Annotated in this window: 24 protein-coding genes and 2 pseudogenes; 21 read left to right on the forward strand and 5 right to left on the reverse strand. The window is 63.0% G+C overall.

The features are described 5' to 3' along the window. Nucleotides 1–3: 3 nt before the first annotated feature. The 8 genes from MB84_RS06750 to MB84_RS06785 all read left to right on the forward strand — a co-directional run bounded on the left by MB84_RS06750 (nt 4) and on the right by MB84_RS06785 (nt 8,738). The gene (locus MB84_RS06750; RefSeq protein ID WP_046291213.1) at nt 4–1,380 is read left to right on the forward strand and encodes an LLM class flavin-dependent oxidoreductase; all 1,377 of its coding nucleotides are present in this window, start codon (nt 4–6) and stop codon (nt 1,378–1,380) included. Continuing rightward, on the forward strand, nt 1,380–2,564 hold the full coding sequence (locus tag MB84_RS06755; protein WP_157122879.1) for an acyl-CoA dehydrogenase family protein: 1,185 nt from the start codon (nt 1,380–1,382) through the stop codon (nt 2,562–2,564). Before MB84_RS06750 ends, MB84_RS06755 begins: the two co-directional genes overlap by 1 nt. Before the next feature lie 12 nt (nt 2,565–2,576). Further along, nucleotides 2,577–3,734, forward strand: coding sequence for a sigma-54 interaction domain-containing protein (locus tag MB84_RS06760; RefSeq protein WP_046291215.1), 1,158 nt, complete (start codon nt 2,577–2,579; stop codon nt 3,732–3,734). After that, on the forward strand, nt 3,731–4,855 hold the full coding sequence (gene ssuD, locus MB84_RS06765; protein ID WP_046291216.1) for an FMNH2-dependent alkanesulfonate monooxygenase: 1,125 nt from the start codon (nt 3,731–3,733) through the stop codon (nt 4,853–4,855). The genes MB84_RS06760 and ssuD overlap by 4 nt, the downstream gene beginning before the upstream one ends. A 144-nt stretch (nt 4,856–4,999) precedes the next feature. Beyond that, on the forward strand, nt 5,000–6,031 hold the full coding sequence (tauA, locus tag MB84_RS06770; protein ID WP_046291217.1) for a taurine ABC transporter substrate-binding protein: 1,032 nt from the start codon (nt 5,000–5,002) through the stop codon (nt 6,029–6,031). A gap of 40 nt (nt 6,032–6,071) precedes the next feature. Further along, nucleotides 6,072–6,869 (forward strand): taurine ABC transporter ATP-binding protein, encoded by a 798-nt coding sequence (locus MB84_RS06775; RefSeq protein WP_046291218.1) that lies wholly within the window; start codon nt 6,072–6,074, stop codon nt 6,867–6,869. A gap of 5 nt (nt 6,870–6,874) precedes the next feature. Further along, nucleotides 6,875–7,744, forward strand: a complete 870-nt coding sequence (locus MB84_RS06780) for an ABC transporter permease subunit (RefSeq protein WP_046291219.1) — start codon at nt 6,875–6,877, stop codon at nt 7,742–7,744. A gap of 202 nt (nt 7,745–7,946) precedes the next feature. Next, nucleotides 7,947–8,738 carry an HAD-IIB family hydrolase gene (locus tag MB84_RS06785; protein WP_046291220.1) on the forward strand — a complete coding sequence of 264 codons (792 nt, stop codon included), beginning with the start codon at nt 7,947–7,949 and terminating at the stop codon, nt 8,736–8,738. A 112-nt stretch (nt 8,739–8,850) separates the two neighbouring features. On the opposite strand, the pseudogene MB84_RS06790 reads toward MB84_RS06785, so the two are convergent. Next, a pseudogene (locus MB84_RS06790) lies at nt 8,851–9,069 on the reverse strand (LacI family transcriptional regulator); the annotation flags it as partial. A 35-nt stretch (nt 9,070–9,104) separates the two neighbouring features. On the opposite strand from MB84_RS06790, the gene MB84_RS06795 reads away from it, so the two are divergent. Beyond that, the gene (locus MB84_RS06795) at nt 9,105–9,701 is read left to right on the forward strand and encodes a TetR/AcrR family transcriptional regulator (protein WP_046291222.1); all 597 of its coding nucleotides are present in this window, start codon (nt 9,105–9,107) and stop codon (nt 9,699–9,701) included. 130 nt (nt 9,702–9,831) lie between these two features. Beyond that, a complete protein-coding gene (locus MB84_RS06800; protein WP_046291223.1) occupies nt 9,832–10,338 on the forward strand; it encodes a hypothetical protein in 507 nt (168 codons plus the stop codon). A gap of 57 nt (nt 10,339–10,395) precedes the next feature. Here MB84_RS06800 and MB84_RS06805 read toward each other — a convergent pair. Together MB84_RS06805 and MB84_RS06810 are read right to left on the reverse strand one after the other, a co-directional pair. Further along, nucleotides 10,396–10,787: pseudogene (locus MB84_RS06805) on the reverse strand (aspartate/glutamate racemase family protein). 33 nt (nt 10,788–10,820) lie between these two features. Next, on the reverse strand, nt 10,821–11,387 hold the full coding sequence (locus tag MB84_RS06810; RefSeq protein ID WP_046291224.1) for a helix-turn-helix domain-containing protein: 567 nt from the start codon (nt 11,385–11,387) through the stop codon (nt 10,821–10,823). 185 nt (nt 11,388–11,572) lie between these two features. On the opposite strand from MB84_RS06810, the gene MB84_RS06815 reads away from it, so the two are divergent. The 10 genes from MB84_RS06815 to mctP all read left to right on the forward strand — a co-directional run bounded on the left by MB84_RS06815 (nt 11,573) and on the right by mctP (nt 21,844). After that, nucleotides 11,573–12,937 (forward strand): LLM class flavin-dependent oxidoreductase, encoded by a 1,365-nt coding sequence (locus MB84_RS06815; RefSeq protein WP_046291225.1) that lies wholly within the window; start codon nt 11,573–11,575, stop codon nt 12,935–12,937. A gap of 79 nt (nt 12,938–13,016) precedes the next feature. Then, on the forward strand, nt 13,017–13,532 hold the full coding sequence (locus tag MB84_RS06820; RefSeq protein ID WP_046293504.1) for a flavin reductase: 516 nt from the start codon (nt 13,017–13,019) through the stop codon (nt 13,530–13,532). A gap of 13 nt (nt 13,533–13,545) precedes the next feature. Then, nucleotides 13,546–14,793 carry an MFS transporter gene (locus MB84_RS06825; protein WP_046291226.1) on the forward strand — a complete coding sequence of 416 codons (1,248 nt, stop codon included), beginning with the start codon at nt 13,546–13,548 and terminating at the stop codon, nt 14,791–14,793. 56 nt (nt 14,794–14,849) lie between these two features. Continuing rightward, nucleotides 14,850–16,283, forward strand: coding sequence for an NAD-dependent succinate-semialdehyde dehydrogenase (locus MB84_RS06830; protein ID WP_046291227.1), 1,434 nt, complete (start codon nt 14,850–14,852; stop codon nt 16,281–16,283). Nucleotides 16,284–16,433: 150 nt separating this feature from the next. Next, nucleotides 16,434–16,649, forward strand: a complete 216-nt coding sequence (locus tag MB84_RS06835) for a DUF3311 domain-containing protein (RefSeq protein WP_046291228.1) — start codon at nt 16,434–16,436, stop codon at nt 16,647–16,649. A gap of 2 nt (nt 16,650–16,651) precedes the next feature. Further along, nucleotides 16,652–18,127, forward strand: coding sequence for a sodium:solute symporter family protein (locus MB84_RS06840; protein WP_046291229.1), 1,476 nt, complete (start codon nt 16,652–16,654; stop codon nt 18,125–18,127). A 76-nt stretch (nt 18,128–18,203) separates the two neighbouring features. Then, nucleotides 18,204–18,692, forward strand: a complete 489-nt coding sequence (locus MB84_RS06845; protein ID WP_046291230.1) for a 6,7-dimethyl-8-ribityllumazine synthase — start codon at nt 18,204–18,206, stop codon at nt 18,690–18,692. Further along, nucleotides 18,689–19,813 (forward strand): M20 aminoacylase family protein, encoded by a 1,125-nt coding sequence (locus MB84_RS06850; protein ID WP_084009640.1) that lies wholly within the window; start codon nt 18,689–18,691, stop codon nt 19,811–19,813. Before MB84_RS06845 ends, MB84_RS06850 begins: the two co-directional genes overlap by 4 nt. 354 nt (nt 19,814–20,167) lie before the next feature. Then, nucleotides 20,168–20,347, forward strand: coding sequence for a DUF3311 domain-containing protein (locus tag MB84_RS06855; protein ID WP_046291231.1), 180 nt, complete (start codon nt 20,168–20,170; stop codon nt 20,345–20,347). Beyond that, on the forward strand, nt 20,348–21,844 hold the full coding sequence (mctP, locus tag MB84_RS06860; protein ID WP_046291232.1) for a monocarboxylate uptake permease MctP: 1,497 nt from the start codon (nt 20,348–20,350) through the stop codon (nt 21,842–21,844). It begins immediately after the preceding gene. A gap of 129 nt (nt 21,845–21,973) precedes the next feature. Here the strand turns inward: mctP and MB84_RS06865 are convergent, their stop codons facing one another. Next, nucleotides 21,974–22,918: an aromatic alcohol reductase gene (locus tag MB84_RS06865; protein ID WP_046291233.1), complete on the reverse strand. Its 945-nt coding sequence runs from the start codon at nt 22,916–22,918 to the stop codon at nt 21,974–21,976. 64 nt (nt 22,919–22,982) lie between these two features. Between MB84_RS06865 and MB84_RS06870 the strand changes: the two genes are divergently transcribed. Further along, complete coding sequence (locus tag MB84_RS06870) at nt 22,983–23,405, forward strand: winged helix-turn-helix transcriptional regulator (RefSeq protein ID WP_245725498.1); 423 nt, start codon at nt 22,983–22,985, stop codon at nt 23,403–23,405. A gap of 47 nt (nt 23,406–23,452) precedes the next feature. Here the strand turns inward: MB84_RS06870 and MB84_RS06875 are convergent, their stop codons facing one another. Next, nucleotides 23,453–24,337 (reverse strand): LysR family transcriptional regulator, encoded by an 885-nt coding sequence (locus MB84_RS06875; protein ID WP_046291234.1) that lies wholly within the window; start codon nt 24,335–24,337, stop codon nt 23,453–23,455. Nucleotides 24,338–24,471: the final 134 nt, after the last annotated feature.

Genomic DNA, 24,471 nt, shown 5'->3' on the forward strand with positions numbered 1-24,471 from the left:
TTTATGACACAGACAAAACGACACATCCACGTCAATGCGTTCAACATGAATTGCGTGGGGCACATTCATCACGGACTCTGGACACATCCGCGAGATCGCTCCAGCGAATACGGCACGTTGCGGTATTGGACGGACATCGCGCAAATTCTGGAGCGTGGCCTGTTCGACGGCATTTTCATCGCGGACGTGATCGGCTACTACGACGTGTACCAGGGGGGCGTGGACCTGACCCTGCGCGAGGGAATACAACTGCCTGTCAACAACCCCTGGCTGATCGTGTCGGCGATGGCGGCCGTGACGCAGCATCTCGGCTTCGGTCTGACCGCGATGGTCGGGGCACACCATCCCTATACCTTTGCTCGCGACGTCTCGACCCTGGATCAACTGACCAACGGACGCATCGGGTGGAACATCGTGACCGGATATGTGGACAGCGGCGTCCGGGGACTTGGGCAGGATGGACTGGCGGAGCATGACAGCCGTTACGACCGTGCAGAGGACTTTCTTGAGCTGACGTACAAGCTATGGGAGGGGAGCTGGGACGACGGGGCTGTCGTGGCGGACAGGGCCCGACGTGTCCATACGTTGCCCGACACGGTTCGCGCAGTGGTGCACGACGGCCCCTTCTATCGCACCAACGCGATTCATATGAGCGCACCCTCACCGCAACGCACGCCCGTGCTGTTTCAGGCGGGGACCTCGTCACGAGGGCTGCGTTTCGCCGGCAAGCACGCGGAGGGTGTCTTCATCGGTGCGGCGTCGCCCGAAGCCGCGCGTGTGGCATCGCGCAACCTCCGCGCGGCAGCGGTCGCGGCCGGGCGCGCGCCGGGCGACATCAAGATATTCGCCGGTGTCGCCGTGGTCGTCGGCAAGACGCAGGCCGAGGCGCAAGAAAAGTACGCTGAGTATCTGACGCATGCGAGCGCCGAGAGCGGACTCGCGCATTTTGCCGCCAGCACCGGCGTGGACTTTGCCAGATACGGTCTCGACGACCCGATTCCGTACGGTACCGGCAACGCGATTCAGTCCGCGACCCAAACGGCCCGGCAACAAGGCTGGACCACGCGACGCAAACTGCTCGATCAGTTTGCACTGGGCAGCCGATATCACACCATCGTCGGGGATGCGGCTCACGTAGCCGACGAGCTCGAAAGATGGATCGACGAGGGGGAGATCGACGGGTTCAACCTGACCCGTATCGTCGTGCCCGAAACCTGGCAAGACTTTGCGGACCTCGTCGTCCCCGAGCTACAGAACCGTGGCCGATACCGCACTCACTATGACACCGGCACCCTGCGCCATCGGCTGTTCGGGCGCGGCGACCGCCTCCCCGCGCAACATGCCGCAGCAAGTTATCGCCGCACCGAGGAGACCGCATGATGGGGCCATCGTCCTCTGCACATCGCCAGGACAGTGCCGCACAAGCTGGCGCACTCGCAAGTCAATTTGCACAAACCGCGGCAACACGCGACGCCTCGGGAGGCACGCCTAAGGCAGAGCGAGACGCCCTGCGCAGCAGTGGCCTGCTGGCGCTCTCCATTCCTCAGGATTACGGCGGCAGGGGAGCGGGTTGGAGCGAGACGCTGGATACCGTGCGGATCTTCGCGCAGACCGACAGCTCGATCGCGCACGTGTACGGTTTCCATCACCTGCAATTGGCGACCGTGCAGTTGTTCTCGCAACCCGCTCAGTGGGAGCCGTGGATCGAACAGACGGCCAGCAAACAGTGGTTCTGGGGAAATGCCCTCAATCCGCTTGACGAGCGCACCACGGTGCGTCGCATCGGGGATTGGTTCGAGTTCTCCGGAAAGAAGAGTTTTTGTTCGGGGGCGCTGGACTCGGAAATGCTGCTGGCGTCGGGCAAGGACGAAGTGAGCGGACGGTTGCTGATCGCCGCGCTTCCTACCGCGAGAGCGGGCATCACCATCAACAGCGACTGGAACTGCTTCGGGCAGAGACAAACCGACAGCGGAAGCGCGCTTTTCGAGCACGTGCGCGTGGAGGCAGCGGAGTTGCTGCTTGATCCCGGTCCATTGTCAACGCCGCGCGCTTCGCTTCGTCCGTTGCTGGCGCAACTGGTGTTCGTCCACATGTTCCTGGGGCTCGCCGAGGGAGCGCTCTCGGAGGCACGGCATTACACCGTCAACGAGGCGAGGCCATGGTTCCGTTCGCCTGCAACGCGTGCTAGCGACGATCCGTACACCTTGAAACACTACGGCGAGTTCTACGTCGCGCTGGAAGGCACCCGCTTGCTTGCAACGCGCGCCGCCACGCTGTTCGACGACGCATGGCGCAAGGGCGATGCTCTGAGCACCGAAGATCGAGGGCAGGTGGCGCTCGCCGTGGCGGTCGCCAAGGTCGCCGCCTCACGTGCAGGACTCGATGTGGCGAGTCGCGTCTTCGAGACGACCGGCGCACGGGCGACACACGGCGCGCTAAGGCTGGATCGATATTGGCGAAACTTGCGGGTGCAGACGCTGCACGACCCGGTCGATTACAAGCTTCAGGACATCGGTAACTGGGTCGTCAATGCTCAGTCGCCGGTACCGTCCTTCTATTCCTGAGGCGACACAGACATGGGAACCCATCCGGTCTGGCCATCTGCGCCAAGGGCGGTCGATAGCGCGCCAGGCGCAGGGGCTAATGACTGGATCTTCGCCGATCCGCGTTCGCAGGCATTGCTCGCCGATATCGAGCAGATCGCGCCGAGTGACGCGAGCATTCTGATCTCCGGCGAAACGGGAACGGGCAAGGCATTGATCGCGCGCCACATTCACGATCGTAGTCTGCGACGTGACGGTCCGTTCGTCGTCGTGAGTTGCGGCGCGTTTTCCGAGTCGCTGGTCGACGCAGAACTGTTCGGCTACGAGAGCGGTGCGTTCGCCGGCGCGTTCGGCGCCCAGCAAGGCTGGTTCGAAGAGGCCAATGGCGGCACCATCTTTCTCGACGAAATCAACGACCTGGCGTTGCCCGTACAGAACAAGTTACTGCGTGTGCTTCAGACGCGTGAAGTGATACGTCTGGGCGGACGCAAGCCGATTCCCGTCGATTTGCGTATTCTCGCCGCCACCTCCGTCGATCTCGAACAACTCGTTGCGGATAAGCGTTTTCGCAAGGACTTGTATTACCGCCTGAATGTCGTCGGCCTGAACGTGCTCACGCTCAGGGAGCGGCCGGGAGACATTGTGCCGCTCGCCCGCTATTTCATCGACGCTTACAGTCGGCGTCTTGGCTACCCTCAATTGGCGTTGACGCCAGACGCCGAGCAACGACTGATACAGGCGCCCTGGCATGGCAATGTGCGCGAGTTGGAGAACGTCATTCATCGCTCGTTGCTCAGATGCGAGCGCAGTCAGATCGACGCGGAGTGTCTGCGCTTGCCCTTACCCTTACCCGCACCATGCGAGGTGTCTGCATCGATTCCGGACACCGTGGCCGCACCCGCCGTGGCGTCTGCGCCGATCGACGACATGACCGCACTACGCCAGGTCATGCGTCGGCTGTGCACGTCGCAGGCCGAAAACCTGCATCAGACCGTAGAAGACACGTTGCTATACGAAGCGTTTCGCTGCAGCAACTACAGCCAGAGCGAGACGTCGCGCTTGCTCGGCATCAGTCGCAATGTGGTCCGCGCGCGCCTGATTCGACTTGGGGAAATCAGTCCACATCGAAAAGCGCCCGTTGGCATCGACGACGACAACGATAGCGACATCCACCTTCGCAGAACATCATGAATCCCGACATCTTCTGGTTCCTGCCCACTTCGGGCGACACACGCTATCTTGGCAAATCCGACTTCGGTCGTCCGGCGACCAATGCCTACATGCGGCAGATCGCGGAGACGGCGGAGCGTCTTGGATACGACGGTCTGCTGATTCCAACGGGCAGCTCCTGCCTTGATCCCTGGGTCACGGCGGCGAGCCTTGTGCCGGTCACGCAACGCATCAAATTGCTGGTCGCCCTTCGTACGTCGCTCGGTAATCCCACTGCGTCGGCACGTCAGGCGGCCACACTCGATCAGGCCCTCGGCGCAGGTCGCCTGCTGCTGAACGTTGTGCCGGGTGGCGACGCGACCGAATTGGCCGCAGACGGCGTGTTCTACGCGCACGACGAGCGTTATGTCGCGGGGGACGAATTCCTCAGCATCTGGCGACGCCTGTTACAGGGAGAGAAGGTTGACTTCGAGGGGCAGCATCTGAAGGTTTCCGGCGCGCAGAACTTCTTCGAACCTGCAACGCAGCCCTATCCGCCGTTGTATTTCGGGGGATCGTCCGAGGCGGCGCACGAACTGGCCGCCACCCATGTTGACGCCTATCTGACGTGGGGCGAGCCCCCGCAATCCGTAGCGGAAAAGATCGCCGACGTGCGGGCCCGGGCGAAAAAGCGAGGGCGAACACTGCGGTTCGGCGTGCGGCTTCACGTCATCGTGCGTGAGACGAGCGAGCAAGCGTGGGCCGACGCGGATCGGTTGATCAGTCATCTGACCGACGACGACATTGCGGCGGCGCAGCGCAATTACGCAGGCATGGATTCGGTGGGGCAGAAACGGATGGCCTCGCTGCACGGTGGCCGACGAGACCGGCTGGTGGTCGGCCCGAACTTGTGGGCCGGTGTCGGGCTGGTGCGCGGCGGTGCGGGCACCGCGCTGGTCGGCAATCCGCAGGAAGTTGCGGAGCGCCTGAGGGAATACAGCGATGTCGGGGTCGACACGTTCGTGCTCTCCGGCTATCCCCATCTTGAAGAGTCGATTCGGTTTGCCGAACTGGTCTTCCCGCTGATTCCTGGCAAGCAACCGGTCACGCTGCGCGATCGAACGCTGACGGGCGGTGCATTCGACGTACGGGCAAGCCGGTAAGGGCGGGTCAAACGCTAATCGGGCGGACAAAGGAAACGAATTTGCGTTGAGCGCGATAAGCAAGTGCCAATCTATTGGTACTGGGGTATCGCGCGTCCCTCTATAGTGGATCGCTGCATCCAACGACAAGAATGAGGGAATTCAATGAACCGATTGCTCCGCCCGCTGGCCATCCTGAGTGCATTCAGCGCATTGGCATTTTCAATGGCGTACACGCCGTGCGCGCAAGCACAGGCGAAGGAAGTCGTCATCGCGTATCAGGACATGGTCGTGCCCTGGCGCTACGCACAGGCCACGGGTGAGGTGGAACGCGCCACCGGCTACAAGGTGACCTATCGCAAGCTCGGCAGCGGCGCCGACGTGATTCGCGCATTGGCTTCCGGTTCGGTGCAGCTCGGAGAGGCGGGTTCGAGTCCGATCGCCGCAGGATTGTCGCAGGGGGTGGACCTGTCGCTGTTCTGGATTCTGGACAATATCAACGACGCCGAAGCGCTGGTCGCCCGGGACGGGTCCGGTGTGACATCCGTCAAACAACTGACCGGCAAGAAGGTCGGCGTCACTTTCGTCTCGACTTCACACTTTCACACGCTGGTGGCATTGCAGTCTGCCGGGGTCAACCCGTCCGACGTCAAGATCGTCAATCTGAGACCGCCCGAGATCGCGGCCGCATGGGAGCGCGGCGATATCGATGCCACTTACGTGTGGGACCCTGTGCTGGCGAAAGCCAAAAAGAACGGCAAAGTCCTGGTCACTTCCGGCGAAGTTGCGAAGGCCACCGGCAAGGCCACGTTCGACGGATTCGTGGCAGACCGCAAATTTGCCAACGCCAACAAGGAATTCCTCGATCGTTTCGTGAAGGTGCTTGCGGCAACCGATGCGAGCTATCGGGACCACCCGCAGACGTGGACTGTCGGTTCGCCGCAGGTCGCAGCGGTGGCCAAGGAGTCGGGTGCGAACGTGGCGGATGTCCCGGCGAGTCTGGCGCTTTACGCATTCCCGAGCGCCGCTCAACAGGCCTCCAACGTATGGCTCGGGGGCGGCAAGCAAGCGGGTGCCGCCAAGTCTCTCGCCGCCACGGCGGCCTTTCTGAAAGAGCAGGGCACGATTCAGGCCGTGCTGCCGGACTACTCCGTGGGCGTCGATCCGCAGTTCGCCCAGCGCGCTGCGGCGCGTTGAGTGGGCGTAATCCGTGACCCTAAACCGTGAGCGTCAGCCAATGCGTGGACTGGACATTCGGCGGTTGCATGTCGCCTATGAGGGCGCGCGCGGGACTGCGCCCAACATAGCGCTCGAGAACGTGAACCTGCATATCGACACGGGGGAGTTTGTCGTCGCTCTGGGGGCTTCGGGGTGCGGGAAGACGACGTTGCTCAATTGCATCGCCGGCTTCCTGTCGGCGACCGAGGGCGACGTAAGCCTGGACGGGGTGCCGGTGACGGGCCCCGGTGCCGAGCGGGGCGTGGTTTTTCAGCGATACGCGTTGTTGCCGTGGCTGAATGTGCTCGACAACGTCGCACTCGGGCTGCGATTCCAGGGGATATCGAAGGCGCAACGGCAGGCAACCGCTCGGCGCACGTTGGCATTGGTCGGCCTCGAACGTTTCGCCGAGTCGCGGGTGTACTCGCTATCCGGGGGCATGCAGCAGCGGGTCGGGATCGCGCGCGCGCTGGCCAACGATCCGCGTGTGCTCCTGATGGACGAGCCGATGGGGGCGCTGGATGCGATGACGAGAGAGTCGATGCAGGAACTCGTGCTGGACATCTGGGAGCGCACCCACAAGACCATTTTCTTCATCACGCACAGCGTGGAGGAGGCGCTTTTTCTCGGGACGCGCGTCATTGTCATGACGCCCAGCCCCGGACGGATCGCTGAGAGTCACGAACTGCCGTTTTCGCGGCAGTTTCTCGAGTCTCGCGATGCCCGCGCCGTCAAGTCGTCGCCCGACTTCATCGAATGGCGCGAGCGGCTCGTCCATCGACTGCGCGAGTCGCCTTCCCATGCATTGACGGTTTGAGTCCCATGTCATCCGAAATTTCTGCGGTCGAGGCCCCACGGGCGGCGTCGGCGTCGCAAACGCCCGACGTCGGCAAGACGAAACGCACCCGCGCATGGCGCATGCCGGGTGAGGGGCCAACAGCGCGGCTCAGTTTCCTCGCGGTGCTGTCGATGGGTGCGCTATGGTGGATATCGACCCATCTGCGGTGGTTGCCGCCCCTGTTTCTGCCGACGCCGGAAGCCGTATGGAACGCTTTTCTCGATGCGATCCACGGCCGTATTCAAGGCGGCCGACCGTTGTCGGAGCATCTTGCGTGGAGCGCATTGCGCGTCTTCGGTGCCTTTGCCCTCGCTGCGGTGACGGCTGTCCCGGCGGGGATTCTCATGGGGGTCAGCCGCGTTGCACGCGGGATACTCGATCCGGTACTTGAGTTCTATCGGCCGCTCCCGCCGCTGGCTTATCTTCCGCTGGTCGTCATTTGGTTCGGCATCGACGAGGCCGCGAAGATCATCGTCATCTATCTTGCCTGCTTTGCGCCGATAGCGATGGCGGCCCGGGCGGGCGCGCGTAGCGCAACCATCGAGCAAATCCACGCGGCGTACTCGCTCGGAGGGCGTTATCTGCAAGTGGTTCGCCACGTCATTCTGCCTGCGGCGCTGCCCGAGATTCTGACGGGCTTACGGATCGCAGTCGGGTTCGGGTGGACCACGCTGGTCGCCGCCGAAATGGTAGCCGCCACTGCAGGCCTCGGGCAGATGGTGCTCAATGGGTCGAGCTTTCTGCGCACGGACGTGGTGGTCATGGGCATCGTACTCATTGGCGTTATCGCATGGTGCTTCGACCTGGGCATGCGAGCGCTGGAAAAGCGTCTCGTCCCCTGGCGCGGTCGCTGACGGTCCGAAGTGCGTAACCGTTGTCGGCATGGGCGCCGTCTACGGCGGGGGCGCAGTGTTTCCCGAACACAGCAAGAGACAGCCGCAAAAGGCAGCCATTGGCTCGCTAACCACGATCAGCGATAAGCATTTCCATAATTCGCCAAAGCGGTTGTCGGAGAGTCCTGCATAATTTGCTGCCTTCCATGACCAACCGCTCACCATGCAACCCCTCTCCCTGGCCGCCGCAGATCAATTTTCGACCGTCCGATTCGTGCTGACGGACATGGACGAGACGTTGACCTATCGAGGCCGCCTGCCTGCCGAAACGTACACCGCGCTGGCGCAGTTGGAAGCGGGCGGCATTCGCGTAGTGCCAGTTACTGCGGCCCCAGCCGGGTGGTGCGACCAGATGGCGCGCATGTGGCCCGTCGACGGTGTCATTGCCGAAAACGGTGGTTTGTTCTTGCGGCGAAAGTCGGACGGGCACGAGGTCGAGCGGCGTTTCTGGCATTCGCCCGATAACGTCGAACAGGTGCGCGAACGACTGAAGTCCATTGCAAAGGCCGTCGAAACCGCAGTGCCACAGGCGCAACAGGCCGACGATCAGGTGTTTCGGCTAACGAGCCTCGCTTATCGCCGCACAGGGACGGATATCGATGCCCGTATCGTCGAGGCACTGAAGCAGGCGGGGGCAGACGCGACCATAAACAACCTGTGGGTGCTCGGCTGGGTCGGCGGCTACGACAAGTTGACGATGTCGTTGCGAGTGCTCGCCGACACCTATGGCATCGATGCCGAAGCCGCTTGCGAACTAGTCGCCTATTCCGGCGACTCCACCAACGACGCACCCATGTTCGCGTTTTTCAAACACACGGCGGGCGTGAGCACGGTGACGGAGTACCTGCCGCAATTGCCGGTTCCGCCGCGATGGATCACGCGTGGCCCGGGGGGCGCGGGTTTTGTGGAATTCGCTAACGCCATTCTCCAGTCGCGTTCCGCGCTACGTGGATAGTGGTTACAACACCGGGTGCGAGCATTCATGTCTACGCAGCAGACGATCGCATCGACCCCGTCCTCGTGCTCGCTCAGATGACGGATATGGAAAGGCAAAAACCTCGCCCCGTCTAGGGCAAGTTTTCCCGAAAGATCACCTGACTGCGGCTGGCTTCCACGCCGGCGGACAGATCGCGCTTTTCGCGCAGGTTCGCGAAGATGCGCACGCAGTTCATGATGGCGCTCTGCGGGCTTTGGGTGATGACGGCGTCCATCGTGCCGTCGATCAGCATGGCGCGGGTATCCGGCGTGAGACCATGGCCGATGAACACCACCTTGTGTTCCTTGCCTTCACGCGACATTTCGTCTATTTGAGTCAAGGACTATGAGCGTCGAGCTGTCTCCCCGAGCGACCGAAATCGCAGAGCACACGAAGCAACTGCTGGCGGCGGGCGGCTATCACGGGTTCAGCTACGCCGATTTGTCCGAGCGGGTGAACATCGGCAAGGCCAGCATTCATCATCACTTCCCGAGCAAAGCGGATTTGGTGCTGACGGTGGTCAAGCGGCATCGCGACCAGGCGCGCGACGGACTGGCGGCGCTCGACCAGCACGTGACCGATCCGACGGCGCGTCTCACCGCCTACGCGAATTACTGGGCGGAGTGCATTCGCGACGGCTCGATGCCTATGTGCATCTGCGCCATGCTGGCGGCGGAACTGCCGATGATCCCGGCGGACATCGCCGACGAGGTGCGTCGCTATTTCGACGATCTGACGGCATGGCTCGCATCGGTGCTGGAGGCTGGTGTGGCGAAAGGGCAGTTTCGATTGAATGGCAGCGCGCTGGTCGAGGCGCAGGCGTTCATGTCCACGGTGCACGGCGCGATGTTGACGGCGCGGGCGTTGGCTAATGTGGGCAACGCCGATGCGTTTCAGGCGATCGCACAAGTGGCGATCAGTCGCCTGAGTTCGAAGAAGTGAGTTTGAAGAAGTGACGTCGACCGACTGAGCGTCGTTCGGACGAGCCGGTAGATAAGGGCAGGGGCGCGCATTCGCGCCCACTTTTTGAAGTATCTAACCAACCAACTAGTCGGTCGAAGGAGTTCTCTCCATGCCTCATCCTATTTCCACGTTGGGCGCGTTTCACACCGCCATCAGTGTCGTGACGTTCGCGGCGGGTATCGCCAGCTTCGTCCGCTATCGAAAGATCGGTCCGGGCAGTCGGTCCGGCCGACTCTATCTGATCGGGATGTTGATTTCGGTGCTCACGTCGTTCGGGCTGTCGAGCACCGGAGGATTCAATGTCGGCCATGCGCTGGGCATTCTGGCGTTGCTCGCCACGCTGGGCGGTTTGCTCATCCCGAAGATCGATTTTCTGGGACGTGTGCGCCCGTACCTGTCCCAGTTCGCTTTCGGGTTCAGCTTCTTCTTGCTGCTGGTGCCGGGGATCAACGAGACGCTGACGCGATTGCCTGCGGGCCATCCGCTCGCGAGCGGTCCGGAGTCGCCGCTCGTGCGCGGCGCGCTCGGCACGTGGCTGGGCATCTTTGTGCTCGGCTCGATTGTGCAGTTCCTGTGGCTTCGTTCGCAACGTAGCCGCGCGCATGTGACGGTATGAGGGGAGGTGCGGGAGGGCGTCGACATCGATTCGGCGCTCTCCCGTTTCGATGCAGTTTCAGGCGACGCCGTCGAGTGCGAAGTCGACCGCTGCCATCGCGTGCAGTTCGGTCGTGTCGAACAGCAGCAGGTCGGTGTGTTCCGGCTTCACGAGCAGTGAAATCTCGGTGCAGCCGAGGATGATGGCTTGTGCGCCGCGTGCGGCGAGCCGTTGCATCGCGTCCAGGTAGACGGCGCGCGACGCTTCGCCGCCTCGCGCAACATTACCCCGGCGTCATCCCAGCGTCCCTCATGCTGAGCGCGCTCGATCGGGCCGAAATCCACGCTGAACATCAGTGTCTGCGCTGAGCGCAGCGGGCCGAGTTTCGCCTGCGCGGCCTCGTTGACGATGCGGTAGTACTCCACGCTGGATTGCCAGCTCATGCCGCCGATCAGGCCGATAGTGCGCATGAATATTCCTTGTTCGGTAAAAGCGACGCGCGATTAACGACGCACCAGCGCCACAACGTAGACGCAAGGCTGCTTGCCTGCGTTGAGGAAAGTGCACGGTGCGGGCGGTCCGAGCTGAAGGCAGTCGCCTTCCTTGAGTTCGTAGGTCAACTCGCCTTCTTCGAACGTAAGCGTTCCCTTGCGCACCCAGATCTGCTGATGCTGAAACGTGAAGGCCGACGACGGATACGACACGTTCACGCCCGGCGGCAGCGTCACTTCCAGCAACTCCAGCATGCCGCCATTGCGCGGTGACACGGCGCGGCGCAGATAGCCCGTCTCCGGGTCCTGCCAGACCAGTTGCTCGGCTTCGCGGCTCAATCGCTCTCCGGATTGTTCGGCGAGCGAAAGCAGCATCGACAGTTGCAGACCGAATGCGCCCGAGAGACGGCCGAGCAGTGCGGCCGTCGGGCTGGCTGCGCCACGTTCGATCTTGCTGATCATCGCCTTCGAGACACCGGAGCGTTCGGCCAGATCGCCTAACGACCAGCCGCGGGATTCGCGCTCGATACGGATGCGATGCGAAATCGCGGGCGTCGGGTCCACCATCGGGGGAGTCATGCAGAGATTCCAGGGGTTTGGGGTTGCGAAATTATACAAGTCACCTCTATCACGGCCCGGAAATTAAGCGTTTACCCCCATCCGAAACATTTTTGATCGTAGTCAAACGTCTACTATAGTAAACGGCAACAACGGATCGAACCGCATTGGTCCCGCCCCTAATTTGTTGCAGACAAGGAGTCAACATGCCCCGTGAAATTCGACTGAACGCCTTCGAGATGAACTGCGTGGGTCATATCCAGCAAGGTCTGTGGACGCATCCCCGTGATCAATCCACGCGCTACAGCGAGTTGCAATACTGGGTCGACTACGCGAAGAAGCTGGAGAAGGGCCTCTTCGACGGGATGTTCTTCGCGGATGTGGTCGGCGTGTACGACGTCTATGGCGGCAACGCCGACGCTGCGCTGCGCAACGCCGTGCAAGTGCCGGTCAACGATCCGCTCATGTTGATTCCGGCCATGGCCGCCGCCACGCAGCACCTCGGCTTCGGTGTCACGGCCAACCTGACCTACGAGCAACCGTTCCTTTTTGCGCGCCGCATGTCGACACTTGATCACCTGACGGGTGGGCGCATCGGCTGGAACATCGTGACGGGCTATCTCGATAGCGCCGCGCGCGCCATCGGCATCGAAGGGCAGATCGCGCACGACGACCGCTACGACCTGGCAGACGAGTACATGTCGCTCGTCTACAAGCTGTGGGAAGGCAGTTGGGACGACGACGCCGTACTGGCCGACCGCGCCGGTGGCGTCTACGCCGATCCATCGAAGGTGCGCGTGATCCATCACCACGGCAAGCAATACAAGGTCGACGCGATGCACCTGAGCGCTCCGTCGCCGCAACGTACGCCGGTGCTGTATCAGGCCGGTTCGTCGCCGCGCGGTTGCCGGTTCGCGGCCACCCACGCCGAGTGCGTCTTCGTGAACGGTCAGAAGATGGACGGCGTGAAGGAGATCGTCAACACGATCCGCGAGGAGGCTGTGAAGTACGGCCGCGAAGCGAGCGACGTCAAGGTCTTCATGGGCGCGACGCCTATCGTCGGCCGCACCGACGCCGAGGCAAAAGAGAAGTTCGAGGAATACCGTCGTTATGTCAGCTCGGAAGGCGCGCTCGCGCACGCGGCTGCGTCGCTCGGCATCGACTTCGCCAAGTACGACATCGACGAGCCGATCGATACCGGCAAGAGTCAGGCCATCGTGTCGAACGTCACGGCCATGACGCGCGCCGCAGGTCCGCAATGGACGCGCCGCAAGCTGCTCGAACAGATGGTGCTCGGCAGCCGCCAGACGCCGTGGATCGGCTCGGCGCAGACCATTGCCGACCAGATGATGGCGTGGAGCGAGGCGACAGGGATCGACGGCTTCAACCTCTCGCGCACCGTCGTGCCGGAGTGCTTCGAAGACGTGATCGATCTCGTGGTGCCGCTGCTGCAGGAGCGCGGCGCGTACAAGACCTCGTACGGCGACGGCACGTACCGCAAGAAGCTCTTCGGCCACGACCGTCTGCCGCAGACGCACAGCGCTGCGCAGTACCGCTCCGGCGGGAAGTAAGCGTTTCCGGGAAAGCGAACTGTCACGTATGCACGTTGGCACGCAGGTACGCAGGTACGTATTGAACGAGGTGAAGGAAATGGACAAAAACACGGTGGACAAATCGATCTTCCGCGAAGCGATGGCTGGCCTGGGCGCTGCCGTCAACGTCATCACCACCGACGGCCCCGGCGGGCTGGCCGGATGCACGGCGTCTGCAGTATGTGCCGTCACCGACGATCCGCCCACGCTGCTCGTCTGCATCAATCGGGCGAGCCGCAACAACGCCGTGATGCGCGAGAACGCACGCCTGTGCGTGAACGTGCTGTCGGCTGACCAGCGCGACATTGCCATGCAGTTTGCGACGAAGGATCTGTCGATCGAAACGCGTTTCGCCAGCGGCGACTGGGACACCCTGCACACCGGTGCGCCGGCGCTGCAAGGTGCGGTGAGCGTCCTTGACTGCGAAGTCTCGTCGATCACCGAAGTCGGCACGCACACGGTCTTCTTCTGTGAAGTGAGGGCAGCGCGCTCGGCCGGGGCGCTCGACGGCCTGATCTATTTCGCGCGCGGCTTCCACCGCGTCGGCATGGCCGCGCAAGCGGTCTGCGCCTGAGGACGCACTGCCCATGAAGTCTTCGTCCACCCTGCGCACCCTGCGCGACCAGAGTGCACCCGACGGCAAGCTCGCTTCACTGGCGATTGTGTTGCTGGCGCAAGTGGCGGCGATGGGCGTCTGGTTTTCGTCGACAACCGCCGTCGCGCTGATCAAGCGCACGCAGGCGATTGCCTCGGGGGACGAGGCGATGCTCACCGGTGCGGTGCAACTCGGGTTCGTGATCGGCACGGTTGTATCGGCCACGCTCGCGCTGCCCGATCGCTACGACCTGCGCCGGATCTTCGCGGCGTCGGCGCTGATGGCGGCGCTCTCGACCGGTGCGCTCGCCGTGCTGCCGCCGACAGGGCCGTTGGTGATTCTGCTCCGACTGATCACGGGCATTTGCATGGCCGGTGTCTACCCGGTCGGCATCCGCCTTGTCGCCACGTGGGCGAAAGCCGACCTCGGTTTGCTGATCGGCTTGCTGGTCGCGGCGCTCACGCTGGGCTCTGCGAGTCCGCATCTGGTAGGCGGCTTGCAAGATCTCGACTGGCGCTGGGTCTATCTCGCGGCGGCCATGCTGGCTGTGGCGTCGGGCGCGGCCATCGGTTTCGCGCAGATCGGCCCGAACATCAAGCGGGCGGCGCGCGTCGACTTCACGAAGGTCACGCAGGCGTGGCGCGACCCGGCGGTGCGGCTGGCGAACCTGGGCTATCTCGGCCACATGTGGGAGCTGTATGCCATGTGGGCGTGGCTCGGCCTGTTCCTGCAATACACGCTGCAACTGCATGGCGTGGTGGATTTCCACGAGAAGGCCGAGATGCTGACGTTTGCGGTGATCGCGTTCGGCGCGGCCGGTGCGTGGGCGGGCGGCATGCTTGCGGATCGTCTGGGGAGAACGCTCGTCACGATGGGGGCGATGGCGCTCAGCGCGACGTGTGCCGCTGTGATCGGCTGGCTGCCTGCGGCACCGCTTGCACTTGTTGTGGGTGTCGCATTCGTGTGGGGCTTCTCCGTCATTGCAGACTCGGCGCAGTTTTCAGCGGCCGTTGCGGAGCTGGCGGACCCGACGTCGGTCGGCACGCTGCTCACCGCACAGACGTGCGCCGGGTTCCTGCTCACGCTCGCCAGCATCCGGCTGGTGCCGGTGATCGTGGTGCACCTTGGTTGGCAGGGCGGCATGGGGGTACTCGCCATCGGACCCGCCCTCGGCTGTGTGGCGATGTGGCGATTGCGTCAGCACCCGGCGTCGCTGCGCATGGCCAGTGGCAAGCGATAGCCCGACAGCACATGAAGCGCTTTTCTTTCGTACCGCAAGTAACCCGAGACGTTGAAATGTATTCCTATCCCGATATCAAGATGCTGATCGGCGGTCAGTGGCGCGCCGCGCCCGGCCAGCCGGTGACGAATCCCTCGGAAGGCACGACCATCGGCACGGTGCCGACGGCGACGCTCACCGACCTCGACGACGCGCTGGCCGCAGCCGAGCGTGGTTTCCGTGTCTGGCGACGCACGTCGCCTGCGCAGCGCAGCGAGATCATGCTGCGTGCGATTGCGTTGCTCAAGGAACGCGTCGAAAGCATTGCGTTCGCTATTTCGCTGGAGCAGGGCAAGACGCTGGCGCAGGCCCGCGCAGAAGTGTTGCGCGGCTGCGATCTGATGACGTGGGACGCCAACGAAGGCAAGCGTCTTTACGGCCGCGTCATTCCCGCCGAGCCGGGCATGCGTCACACCGTGGTGCGTGAACCGCTCGGCGTAATCGCCGCCTTCACGCCGTGGAACTTCCCGATGAGTTCGCCCGCCCGCAAGGTGGGCGGCGCGCTCGCGGCGGGGTGCTCGATCATCCTCAAAGCGGCCGAAGAAACGCCCGCCGGTGCCGTCCTGATGGCTGAGGCGTTCCAGGACGCAGGTTTGCCCGATGGTGTATTCAACCTCGTGTTCGGTGACCCCGCAACGATTTCGGCGCATCTGATCGCAAGCCCCGTGGTGCGCGGCATCACGTTCACAGGTTCGACGCCGGTCGGCAAGCACCTCGCCGGGTTGAGCGCAAAGCATATGAAGCCCGCCATTCTGGAGCTGGGCGGTCATGCACCGGTCATCGTGTGCGACGACGCCGACCCGGAAGCGGCAGCGCTCGCCTGCGTCAAGGGCAAGCTCAATAACGCCGGTCAGGTGTGTGTAGCCCCCACGCGCTTGTTCGTCCATCGCAAAGTCTACGACGCCTTCACGGCAGCGTTCGCGCGCCACGGCGCGGCGATCCGCGCGGGGCATGCACTCGAATCGTCGAGCGATATCGGCCCGGTGGTGAATCGGCGACGTCTGGATGCGCTGCATTCGCTGGTCGACGACGCCGTGGCGCGCGGCGCGCGCGTATTGTGCGGCGGCCTTCGCGCCGAAGGACCCGGCTATGTGTTTGCGTTCACCGCGCTGGCCGACGTGCCGCCTGACGCGCGCGCAATGCTCGAAGAACCGTTCGGCCCGCTGTCGCTGATCGTGCCCGTCGATAGCCTCGACGAAGCTATCGGTCGCGCCAACAGCGTGCCCTATGGGCTGGCAGGTTATGCGTTCACCCGCTCTGCGGCGAATGCCTACCGCCTCTGCGACGAACTCGAAGTCGGCAACCTCGCGATCAATCATCTAGTCTCGGCAGTCTCCGAGACCCCGTTCGGTGGCGTGAAGGACAGCGGCTACGGCAGGGAAGGGGGCACCGAGGGGCTTGAGTGCTACACGCACGTCAAGAGCATCTCGCACCTGATGGAGACGGCGTAACCCGACGACGGATCTGTCGCGGTGAACGTACGAGACACGCTTCACCGCATACGCGACGTGCCGGACGGCGGCTATCGCACATTCGAACACTTTGAATCTGCGATGCCCTGACCGGCCCGACAAGGCAACGGGAAAAACCAGGAGACGCTCATGCGGTCCATACATCTTTTAGCACTCCTACCAGTATTGGCGGTTCTGGTAGGTCCGTTTTTCGTCAACCGCGTCACGCCGTATGTGCTCGGCATGCCGTTTCTGCTGGCATGGCTGGCAGGGGCGCTCGTGCTGACGTCGATTGTGATGGCGATCATCTATTACGCTGATCGGGCGCGATTCGAGGCGGCCGACCGCGGCCAGGAAGGAGTCTGAGCATGAATAGCGCACTGATCTTCATCTTTCTGACCATCGTGCTGGCGCTGTTCCTTGGCATCCGCGCGCGACGTGGCAAGGACATGAGTCTGGAGCAATGGGCTGTCGGCGGTCGCGGCTTCGGCGCGGCCATTGTCTTTCTGCTGATGGCGGGCGAAATCTACACGACGTTCGTGTTCCTTGGCGGCAGCGGGTACGCGTACGGCCACGGGGCGGGCGCGTATTACCTGCTGGGGTACGGCAGTCTGCCGTTCATCCTGTCGTACTTCCTGCTGCCGCCGATTTGGCGCTACGCGAAGGAGCGCAACCTGATTTCGCAGCCGGACTTTTTCGCGTCGAAATACAACAGTCCCGTGCTCGGTGTGCTGGTGGCCATCGTCGGCTTCGCCGCGCTGGTGCCTTACCTCGTGCTGCAACTCAAGGGCCTCGGGATCATCGTGAGCGTGTCGTCGTATTCGGCGCTCTCGTCGAATCAGGGCGTGCTGATCGGCGCGGTCGTGGTGGCGGTGTATGTGGCGCTGTCCGGCGTACACGGCTCGGCATGGACGTCGGTCGTCAAGGACGCGCTCGTCATGTTTGTCGCCGTGTTCCTGGGTCTCTATCTGCCGTATCACTACTACGGTGGCGTGGGCGACATGTTTGCAGCCATCGAGAAGGCCAAGCCTGGCTTCCTGGCGCTCAAGAACGTGGGTGAAAGCCCGGTATGGATGGTCTCCACGGTGATCCTGTCGACGCTGGGCTTCTACATGTGGCCGCACATGTTCATGGCGACGTACACGGCCAAGCGTGAGGAGGTGCTGCGCCGCAACGCCTTCGTGCTGCCGATCTATCAGCTCATGCTGCTGTTCATCCTCTTCGTCGGCTTCTCGGCGGTGCTCGCGGTGCCGGGGCTCACCGGTGGCGACATCGATCTGGCGTTGTTCAAGGTGTCGCTCGCGACGTTCGATCCGTGGTTCGTCGGCGTGATCGGTGCGGCCGGGATTCTGACGGCACTCGTGCCGGGTTCGATGATCCTGATGACGTCGGCCACGCTGCTCGCGAACAATGTGTACCGCCCGCTGCGTCCGCAGTCGAGCGATGCGCATGTCGCTCGCGTCGCCAAGTGGCTCGCCCCGGCGGTCATGGCGCTGGCGGTCCTGTTCACACTGGGCGGCGGTCAGACCATTGTGGCGCTGCTGCTCATGGCCTACGCACTCGTCACGCAGTTGTTCCCGGTGTTGCTGGCGAGCCTGATCGGCAAGAACCTCGTGACCCGCCCGGCGGCGTTCGCCAGCATCATCGTCGGTGAAGCGACGGTGGCGTGGGTGTCGCTCACGAAGAAGTCGGTCGCAGCCCTCTTCCCGTTCCTGCCGGACGCGCTCAAGGACCTTAACGTCGGCATCGTGGCGCTGGCGTTCAACGTGGCGACGCTGGTGGTCGTCACCCTGCTTACGCGCCGTACGGCCGCGGCTGCACAGCTCTCGGCAGACGCTTCGTAATCCAGTCACAAGAGAAGTAACGAAGGCCCGTGGCCACCTCGGAAGGGGCGGCGGGCTTTCGTGCAACAGACTAGCTATGACGACTTCCCTCCATATTCATCGCATCGCGTTCGTGCAGGCTGGCTGGCATGCCGACTTGCTCGACGGTGCGCGCGACGCCTTCCAGACGCGCATGACCGAACTGGGCGTGCCCGCAGACCGTATCCATCACTTCGATGTGCCCGGTGCGTTCGAAATTCCGTTGTTCGCGAGACGTCTCGCCAAAAGCGGCCAGTACGACGCCATCGTCGGTGCAGCACTCGTCGTCAACGGTGGGATCTATCGTCACGAGTTCGTGGCGCAGGCCGTGGTCGATGGCCTGATGCGCGTGCAGCTCGACACCGATGTGCCGGTGTTCTCGATGTCGCTCACGCCGCACCACTTCCATTCGCACGACGAGCACTACGGCTTTTTCGACGGGCATTTACGCCACAAGGGCCGTGAAGTGGCCGACGCCTGTGTCGGCATGCTGCTCGCGCTGGCGAACGCCGGATCCCCCACACCTACCAAGGAATCTCTGACATGACGCCTCCGAGCGATCTGGACGTATTGCTCGCCGAGGGCGACGCCGACCTGCGCACCTTGCGCCGCGAGTCGCTCGGCTACACCGTCGACCGGGGTATGGCGGGGACTGGTGTGGTGGCGAGCCTGCCGGGTGCGGACCCGTCGCGAGGCATTGTGTTGCGCGCCGACATGGATGCGCTGCCGATCCAGGAAGCGAACACGTTCTCGCACGCATCGTGTCATCACGGCGTGATGCACGCCTGCGGCCACGACGGCCACACGACGATGCTGCTCGGCGCGGCCCGCGTGCTGCGTCAGTTGCCGCAATTGCCGGGTTCGGTGCACTTCGTCTTCCAGCCGGGCGAGGAGGGCGGCGCGGGCGCGCAGAAGATGATCGACGATGGCCTGTTCGAGCGCTTCCCGACGCAAGCCGTGTTCGGCATGCACAACTGGCCGACACTGCCTGCGGGCGAGTTCGGCCTGCGCACCGGGCCGATCATGGCGGCGGGCGTTCGTTTCCGGATCACGATACGCGGGAAGGGCGCGCATGCCGCGCAGCCGCATCTGGGCCTCGATCCGATTCCGCTCGCCTGCTCGATGGTGCTGCAATGCCAGACGCTGGCCGCTCGTCACAAGGATCCCGTCGCACCGGCGGTCGTCTCGGTGTGCATGATGCACGCGGGCGACACGGACAACGTCATCCCCGATACAGCGGAACTGCGCGGCACGATCCGCACGCTATCGTCAGCCGTGCTGAACCAGTTGCAGGACGATATTCGCCGCATTGGCGACGGGTTGGCAGCGGGCTACGGTGCGACCATCGAGACCGAGTTCTTCCAGTACTACCCGGCGACAGTCAATACGGCGAGCGAAGCCGCGCTGTGCGAGCAAGTCATGCGCGACACGTTCGGGGATCACGCCACGCACGCCGACGTGCCGCCTAACATGACGTCCGAGGACTTCGGTTTTATGCTCGAAGCAAAGCCGGGCGCTTATGTGCTGATCGGCAACGCGCCACGTGGCGAAACCGGCGTCGGTTTGCATCATCCCGCCTACGACTTTAACGACGACATTATTCGCGACGGCGTGCGGTATTGGGTTGCACTTGCGCAGGCTTACTACGTAGGACCACGTAGACGATAATCGTCCGAAGTCAAGATTTTTTAATGCGGCAAATTCAACGCGCCTGCGTATTTTTATCCACGATGCAGGTGCGTTGTGTTTCCTGTTTCGGGCATTATTCGTGCCTGATATTTCAATCTAAGTCCTGATGAAATCGACGCAAAAACACATAAATTTCATCGAATAAAACGGACATCGGACATGCGCGTCGGGACAAAATGTTTCGATACGCGCAACGTCTCCTATTCTCCCTGAGACCCCACTGTTCATGGGGCTTTGCGGCGCATCGGCAAAAGCACATTCCTTCGGCTAGAGTGCATTCGAGCGTGTTTCGCGTGCGCTTTTATCGAACTAGAACAAGAGGAGACTGCTGAGATGCGGTTATTGCTATTGCTGCCGTTCATCGGGTTGTTGTGGGTGCCTTTCTACAACAAAGAACTGCCGGCCCTTTGGGGATTCCCTTTCTTTTACTGGTACCAGTTTGCCTGGGTGCCGCTGACCTCGCTGCTGATCTGGCTCGTGTTTCGCGATGGTCTGAAGAAAGGGGAAGAATAAATGGACGCCGGTATCAACTGGACTGCGCTGGCGGTCTTCGTGTTTTTCTTCGTCCTCGTCACCGTCATGGGGTTCTGGGCGTCGCGCTGGATGGCGGGACCGTCCAACAAAGGCGCGCACCTGGATGAGTGGGGTCTCGGTGGCCGTAACTTCGGCGCGTGGATCACGTGGTTCCTCGTGGGCGGTGACTTCTACACCGCTTACACCGTGATCGCTGTGCCGGCGCTGGTTTATGCCGTCGGTGCTTACGGCTTCTTCGCGTTGCCGTACACGATTCTCGTCTACCCGATCGTCTTCCTGATCATGCCCAAGCTGTGGCACGCCGCGCACAAGGCCGGTCACGTGACGGCGGCCGACGTGGTCTACGGTCGCTATCAGTCGCGTCCGCTGGAGTTCGCGATTGCGCTCACCGGTGTGGTGGCGACGATGCCGTACATCGCGCTGCAACTGATCGGTATGGAAGTCGTGATCAAGGCGCTGGGACTGACCGGCGAGTTGCCGCTGCTCGCCGCGTTCGTGATTCTCGCGCTGTACACGTACTCGGCGGGGTTGCGCGCACCGGCGCTGATCGCCTTCGTCAAGGACCTGATGATCTACATCGTGGTGCTGGTGGCGGTGGTCGTCGTGCCCGCGAAGCTGGGCGGCTACGGTGTCGTGTTCGACTCGGCGCGCGAGGTATTCGCGAACAAGGGCGGGGCGACCGGCCTGACGCTCAAGCCGTCGCAGTTCCTGCCGTTTGCCACACTCGCGCTCGGCTCGGCGATGGCCGCGTTCATGTATCCGCACACGCTCACGGGCATTTTCGCCGCGAAGGACGCGAACACGATTCGCAAGAACGCCGTCTTCCTGCCCGCCTACACCGTGTTGCTCGGCCTGATCGCACTGCTTGGCTTTATGGCCTACGCGGCCGGTGTGAAGGTGCAGACCAACAACGACGTCGTACCGGCGTTGTTCAACGGCCTGTTCCCGAGCTGGTTCGCAGGCTTTGCGTTCGCCGCGATTGCCATTGGTGCGTTGGTGCCCGCAGCCGTGATGTCGATCGGCGCGTCGAACCTGTTCACGCGCAACTTCTGGAAGCCGTACGTCAACCCGGGGATTTCGAACGAGGGTGAAGCGAAGGTGGCCAAGGTGGTGTCGCTGGTCGTGAAACTGGGCGCGCTGGTGTTCATCCTGTTCCTGCCGACGAAGTTCGCACTCGACCTGCAGTTGCTGGGCGGCGTGTGGATTCTGCAAACGTTCCCTGCGCTCGTTTTCGGCCTGTTCGTCGGCTGGTTCGGCGCGCGTGCGTTGCTGTGTGGCTGGGCCGTCGGGATCGTGTGCGGAAGCTGGATGGCGTTTGCCGACGGTATCAAACCCGTGCACTCGTTCACGGTGGGCGGTGACCAGTATTCGATGTACACCGGCCTGATCGCGCTGGCGCTGAACATCGTTGTGGCGGTGGTCGCCAACCTCGTGCTGGGCAAGGGTTCGCGCCCGGCGCTGCGCAGTGCGGCGTAATCCCTGCGTGCGCTACGTGCGCTGAGCGTTTGCCACGTGCAGTCTGCGTGGCATAGTGCGTCACGTGAGGGCGCCACATGCAGGGATCACACCCGGGCATGTGGCGCCTTTTTCGTTGCGTCGGTTGCGTCAGGCCCGATCGAGCCCGCGCGCGTGCCACGCGCGCAGCCACGTCGCAAGGCCGGTGACGGGGATTCCCGCCTTCGCGTTGAACGTCTGCGCTTTCGGCCACGCTACACCGTCCTTGCGTGCAAACGACAGCCGGTACTTGCGCATCGTGTCGTGCGGATACGCGTCGGCGTCGGCCTTCAACTGCGGCACTTCCCAGCATTCCACCGAGAACGGACGTCCGAGTTCGGTCGTCAGCGTGCTCGCGAGTTCGCGGTAGGTGAACGTGTCGCCCGCCACGTGCACGACCTGATCGTCGAACGTCGGACGCGATACGGCGATCTGCGCGGTGAGATGCCCGATGTCCTCCGGCGTCGTGACGGTGAGCGCGAAGTCGGGGTCGCCCAACGCGTGCACGACGCATTGCTCGACGTCCATCAGACCGAAGTCGGACAACACCACAAAACTCATGAACATGCCCGTCGAGACAATGGTCCAACGCACGTCGTTCTGTGCCCTGAGCATGTCGCGCACGTCGAGCTGTTCGTCCCAGACGTCCTGACCGCTGCCCCGTCCGACGACGTCGTAATCGACACCGAACTGCCACGGAATGTAGTGCGCAACGCGGGCCTTGAGCACGGCCGCCGTGATTTTGCGCTGCGTGCCGGAACCGCCGACGAAGCCGGTGCAGCAGATGATCTGGTCGTAGGAATGGAAGACGGCGGCGAGCGCTTCTTCCGAGGCGGTGGCGAGATCGGCTTCGACGATGTCGACCCGGAGATCGTTCAGCCGCGCAAGCAGTGCCGCGCGCTGTGTCGGATCGGTTGCCGCAGGCCGCAGCAGCACCGAAACGGATGCGACGCGACCGGCATCTCGCATCGCGCTCATCTCTCGCAGCACGCATTCGCCGAGTTCGCCCGCGCCCAGCACCAGCACGCGGTTCTCCGAAGGATTTCGAGTGGTCATTTGCAACTCCTGTGAAGTTGCGAATAATAGGGACGTTCTGGTCCTTTGATAAGAAGGTACACGCGTGATACTGCCTCCCGGCATCCCCTCATTCGAAGCGCTCCTGCAAGCGTCGCAAGCCGCGTGCGACGCGCTCAGCGCAGACGACGACGGCCTTAAGCGCGAGATCCTGGCACATGCCGGTAACCGCTGGTCGCTGGGCGTCGTGCATGCGCTGGGCGTGGGCGGTACATTACGGCACGCCGAGATCGCGCGTCGGCTCGACGGCGTGACGCAACGCATGCTCACCCGCACGTTGCGCCAGTTGGAGCGCGACGGCCTGATCGCTCGCCATGACTACGACGAAGTGCCGCCGCGCGTCGATTACCGACTGACCGAGCTGGGGCGCGGATTGCTTGTCGGCATGGTGCCGCTGTGGCGTTGGGTAATGGACAATGCCGACGATTTTCGCGAGGCGCGCAGAGCGTTCGACGATAAGACGCTCTGAGTCGTTGCTAGCTTGCAAGGTGTTCGGCGTGCGTCGGTCACTGAGCGCTATCGCAGCCGCAGCCCCCACAGTGCGTCGAGCACATGCTGAGTTGAGCGCTCCAGCGGTCCCGTGTGATGTGCGATGCCCAGATCGCGCCACAGCGCGGGGCGCAGCGCTCGCATGGCGATGCGCTCGTCCGTATGGGGCGTCGTGGCTTCGTGCGGCAGAAGCGCTGCGCCATACCCAGCGGCTACGAGGCTCTTGATGGCGTCGTTGTAGTTGAGTTCGATGCGTGGCGTTGGATGATGTCCGGCGGCGGCGAACCATTCGGCGGTCTGACGCGACAAGCGTGTCGTGCTGTCGTTCAGGATGAGCGGCTGGGTGGCGAGCCAGTCCGGCGTCACGCGTTTGGGCATCTCCCAATGCGCAGGCAAGAACGCCATCACTGGATCTCGACGCCATTGCCGCAGCGTCAGCCCTTTGATCTGCGATTGCGGCAACGCGACCAGCCCGAGATCGAGTGCGCCGCGATGCAGGCGGCCGAGCGTCTCCTGCGATGTGAGGATGGCGACCTGTACGTCGATATCCGGATGATCCAGACGCAACGTTTGCAGCGCCTGCGGCAGCAAATGCGCGATGGCTCCCGTCGACGCACCGATTCTCACCCGTCCCGCCAGTCCCTGCGCGTGCCGCTCGATGTCCTCCAGCGTGCGCTCTGCGTCGGCCAGCAGCCGGCGCGCGCGCTCGACCAGTGCCTCGCCGACAGACGTCGGCCGCACGTGCCCGCGCTTGCGCGACAGCAGTTGTGCGCCCACGCGCGCTTCCAGATCCGAGATATGCAGACTGACGGTCGGCGGCGAGAGGTGCAGCGCCTGCGCCGCGTCGGCAAACGAACCGCTGTCGGCGACGGCCACCAGCGTCTTCAGTCGGTCGAGACTGATCTCTCTCATTTCGTCACCGTCATCTCGTCAGGTGTAATTCAGGAAAATAGAATTTCAAATTCACGAAATTCAACTTTTTTTATTTCACTCGTGGCGAGAAGATACCACTTCGACGAGGTTCACGATTCATTGATGGGGTATCC

Origin of the sequence: Pandoraea oxalativorans (assembly GCF_000972785.3) — a bacterium.
GTDB classification, from domain to species: Bacteria; Pseudomonadota; Gammaproteobacteria; order Burkholderiales; family Burkholderiaceae; genus Pandoraea; species Pandoraea oxalativorans.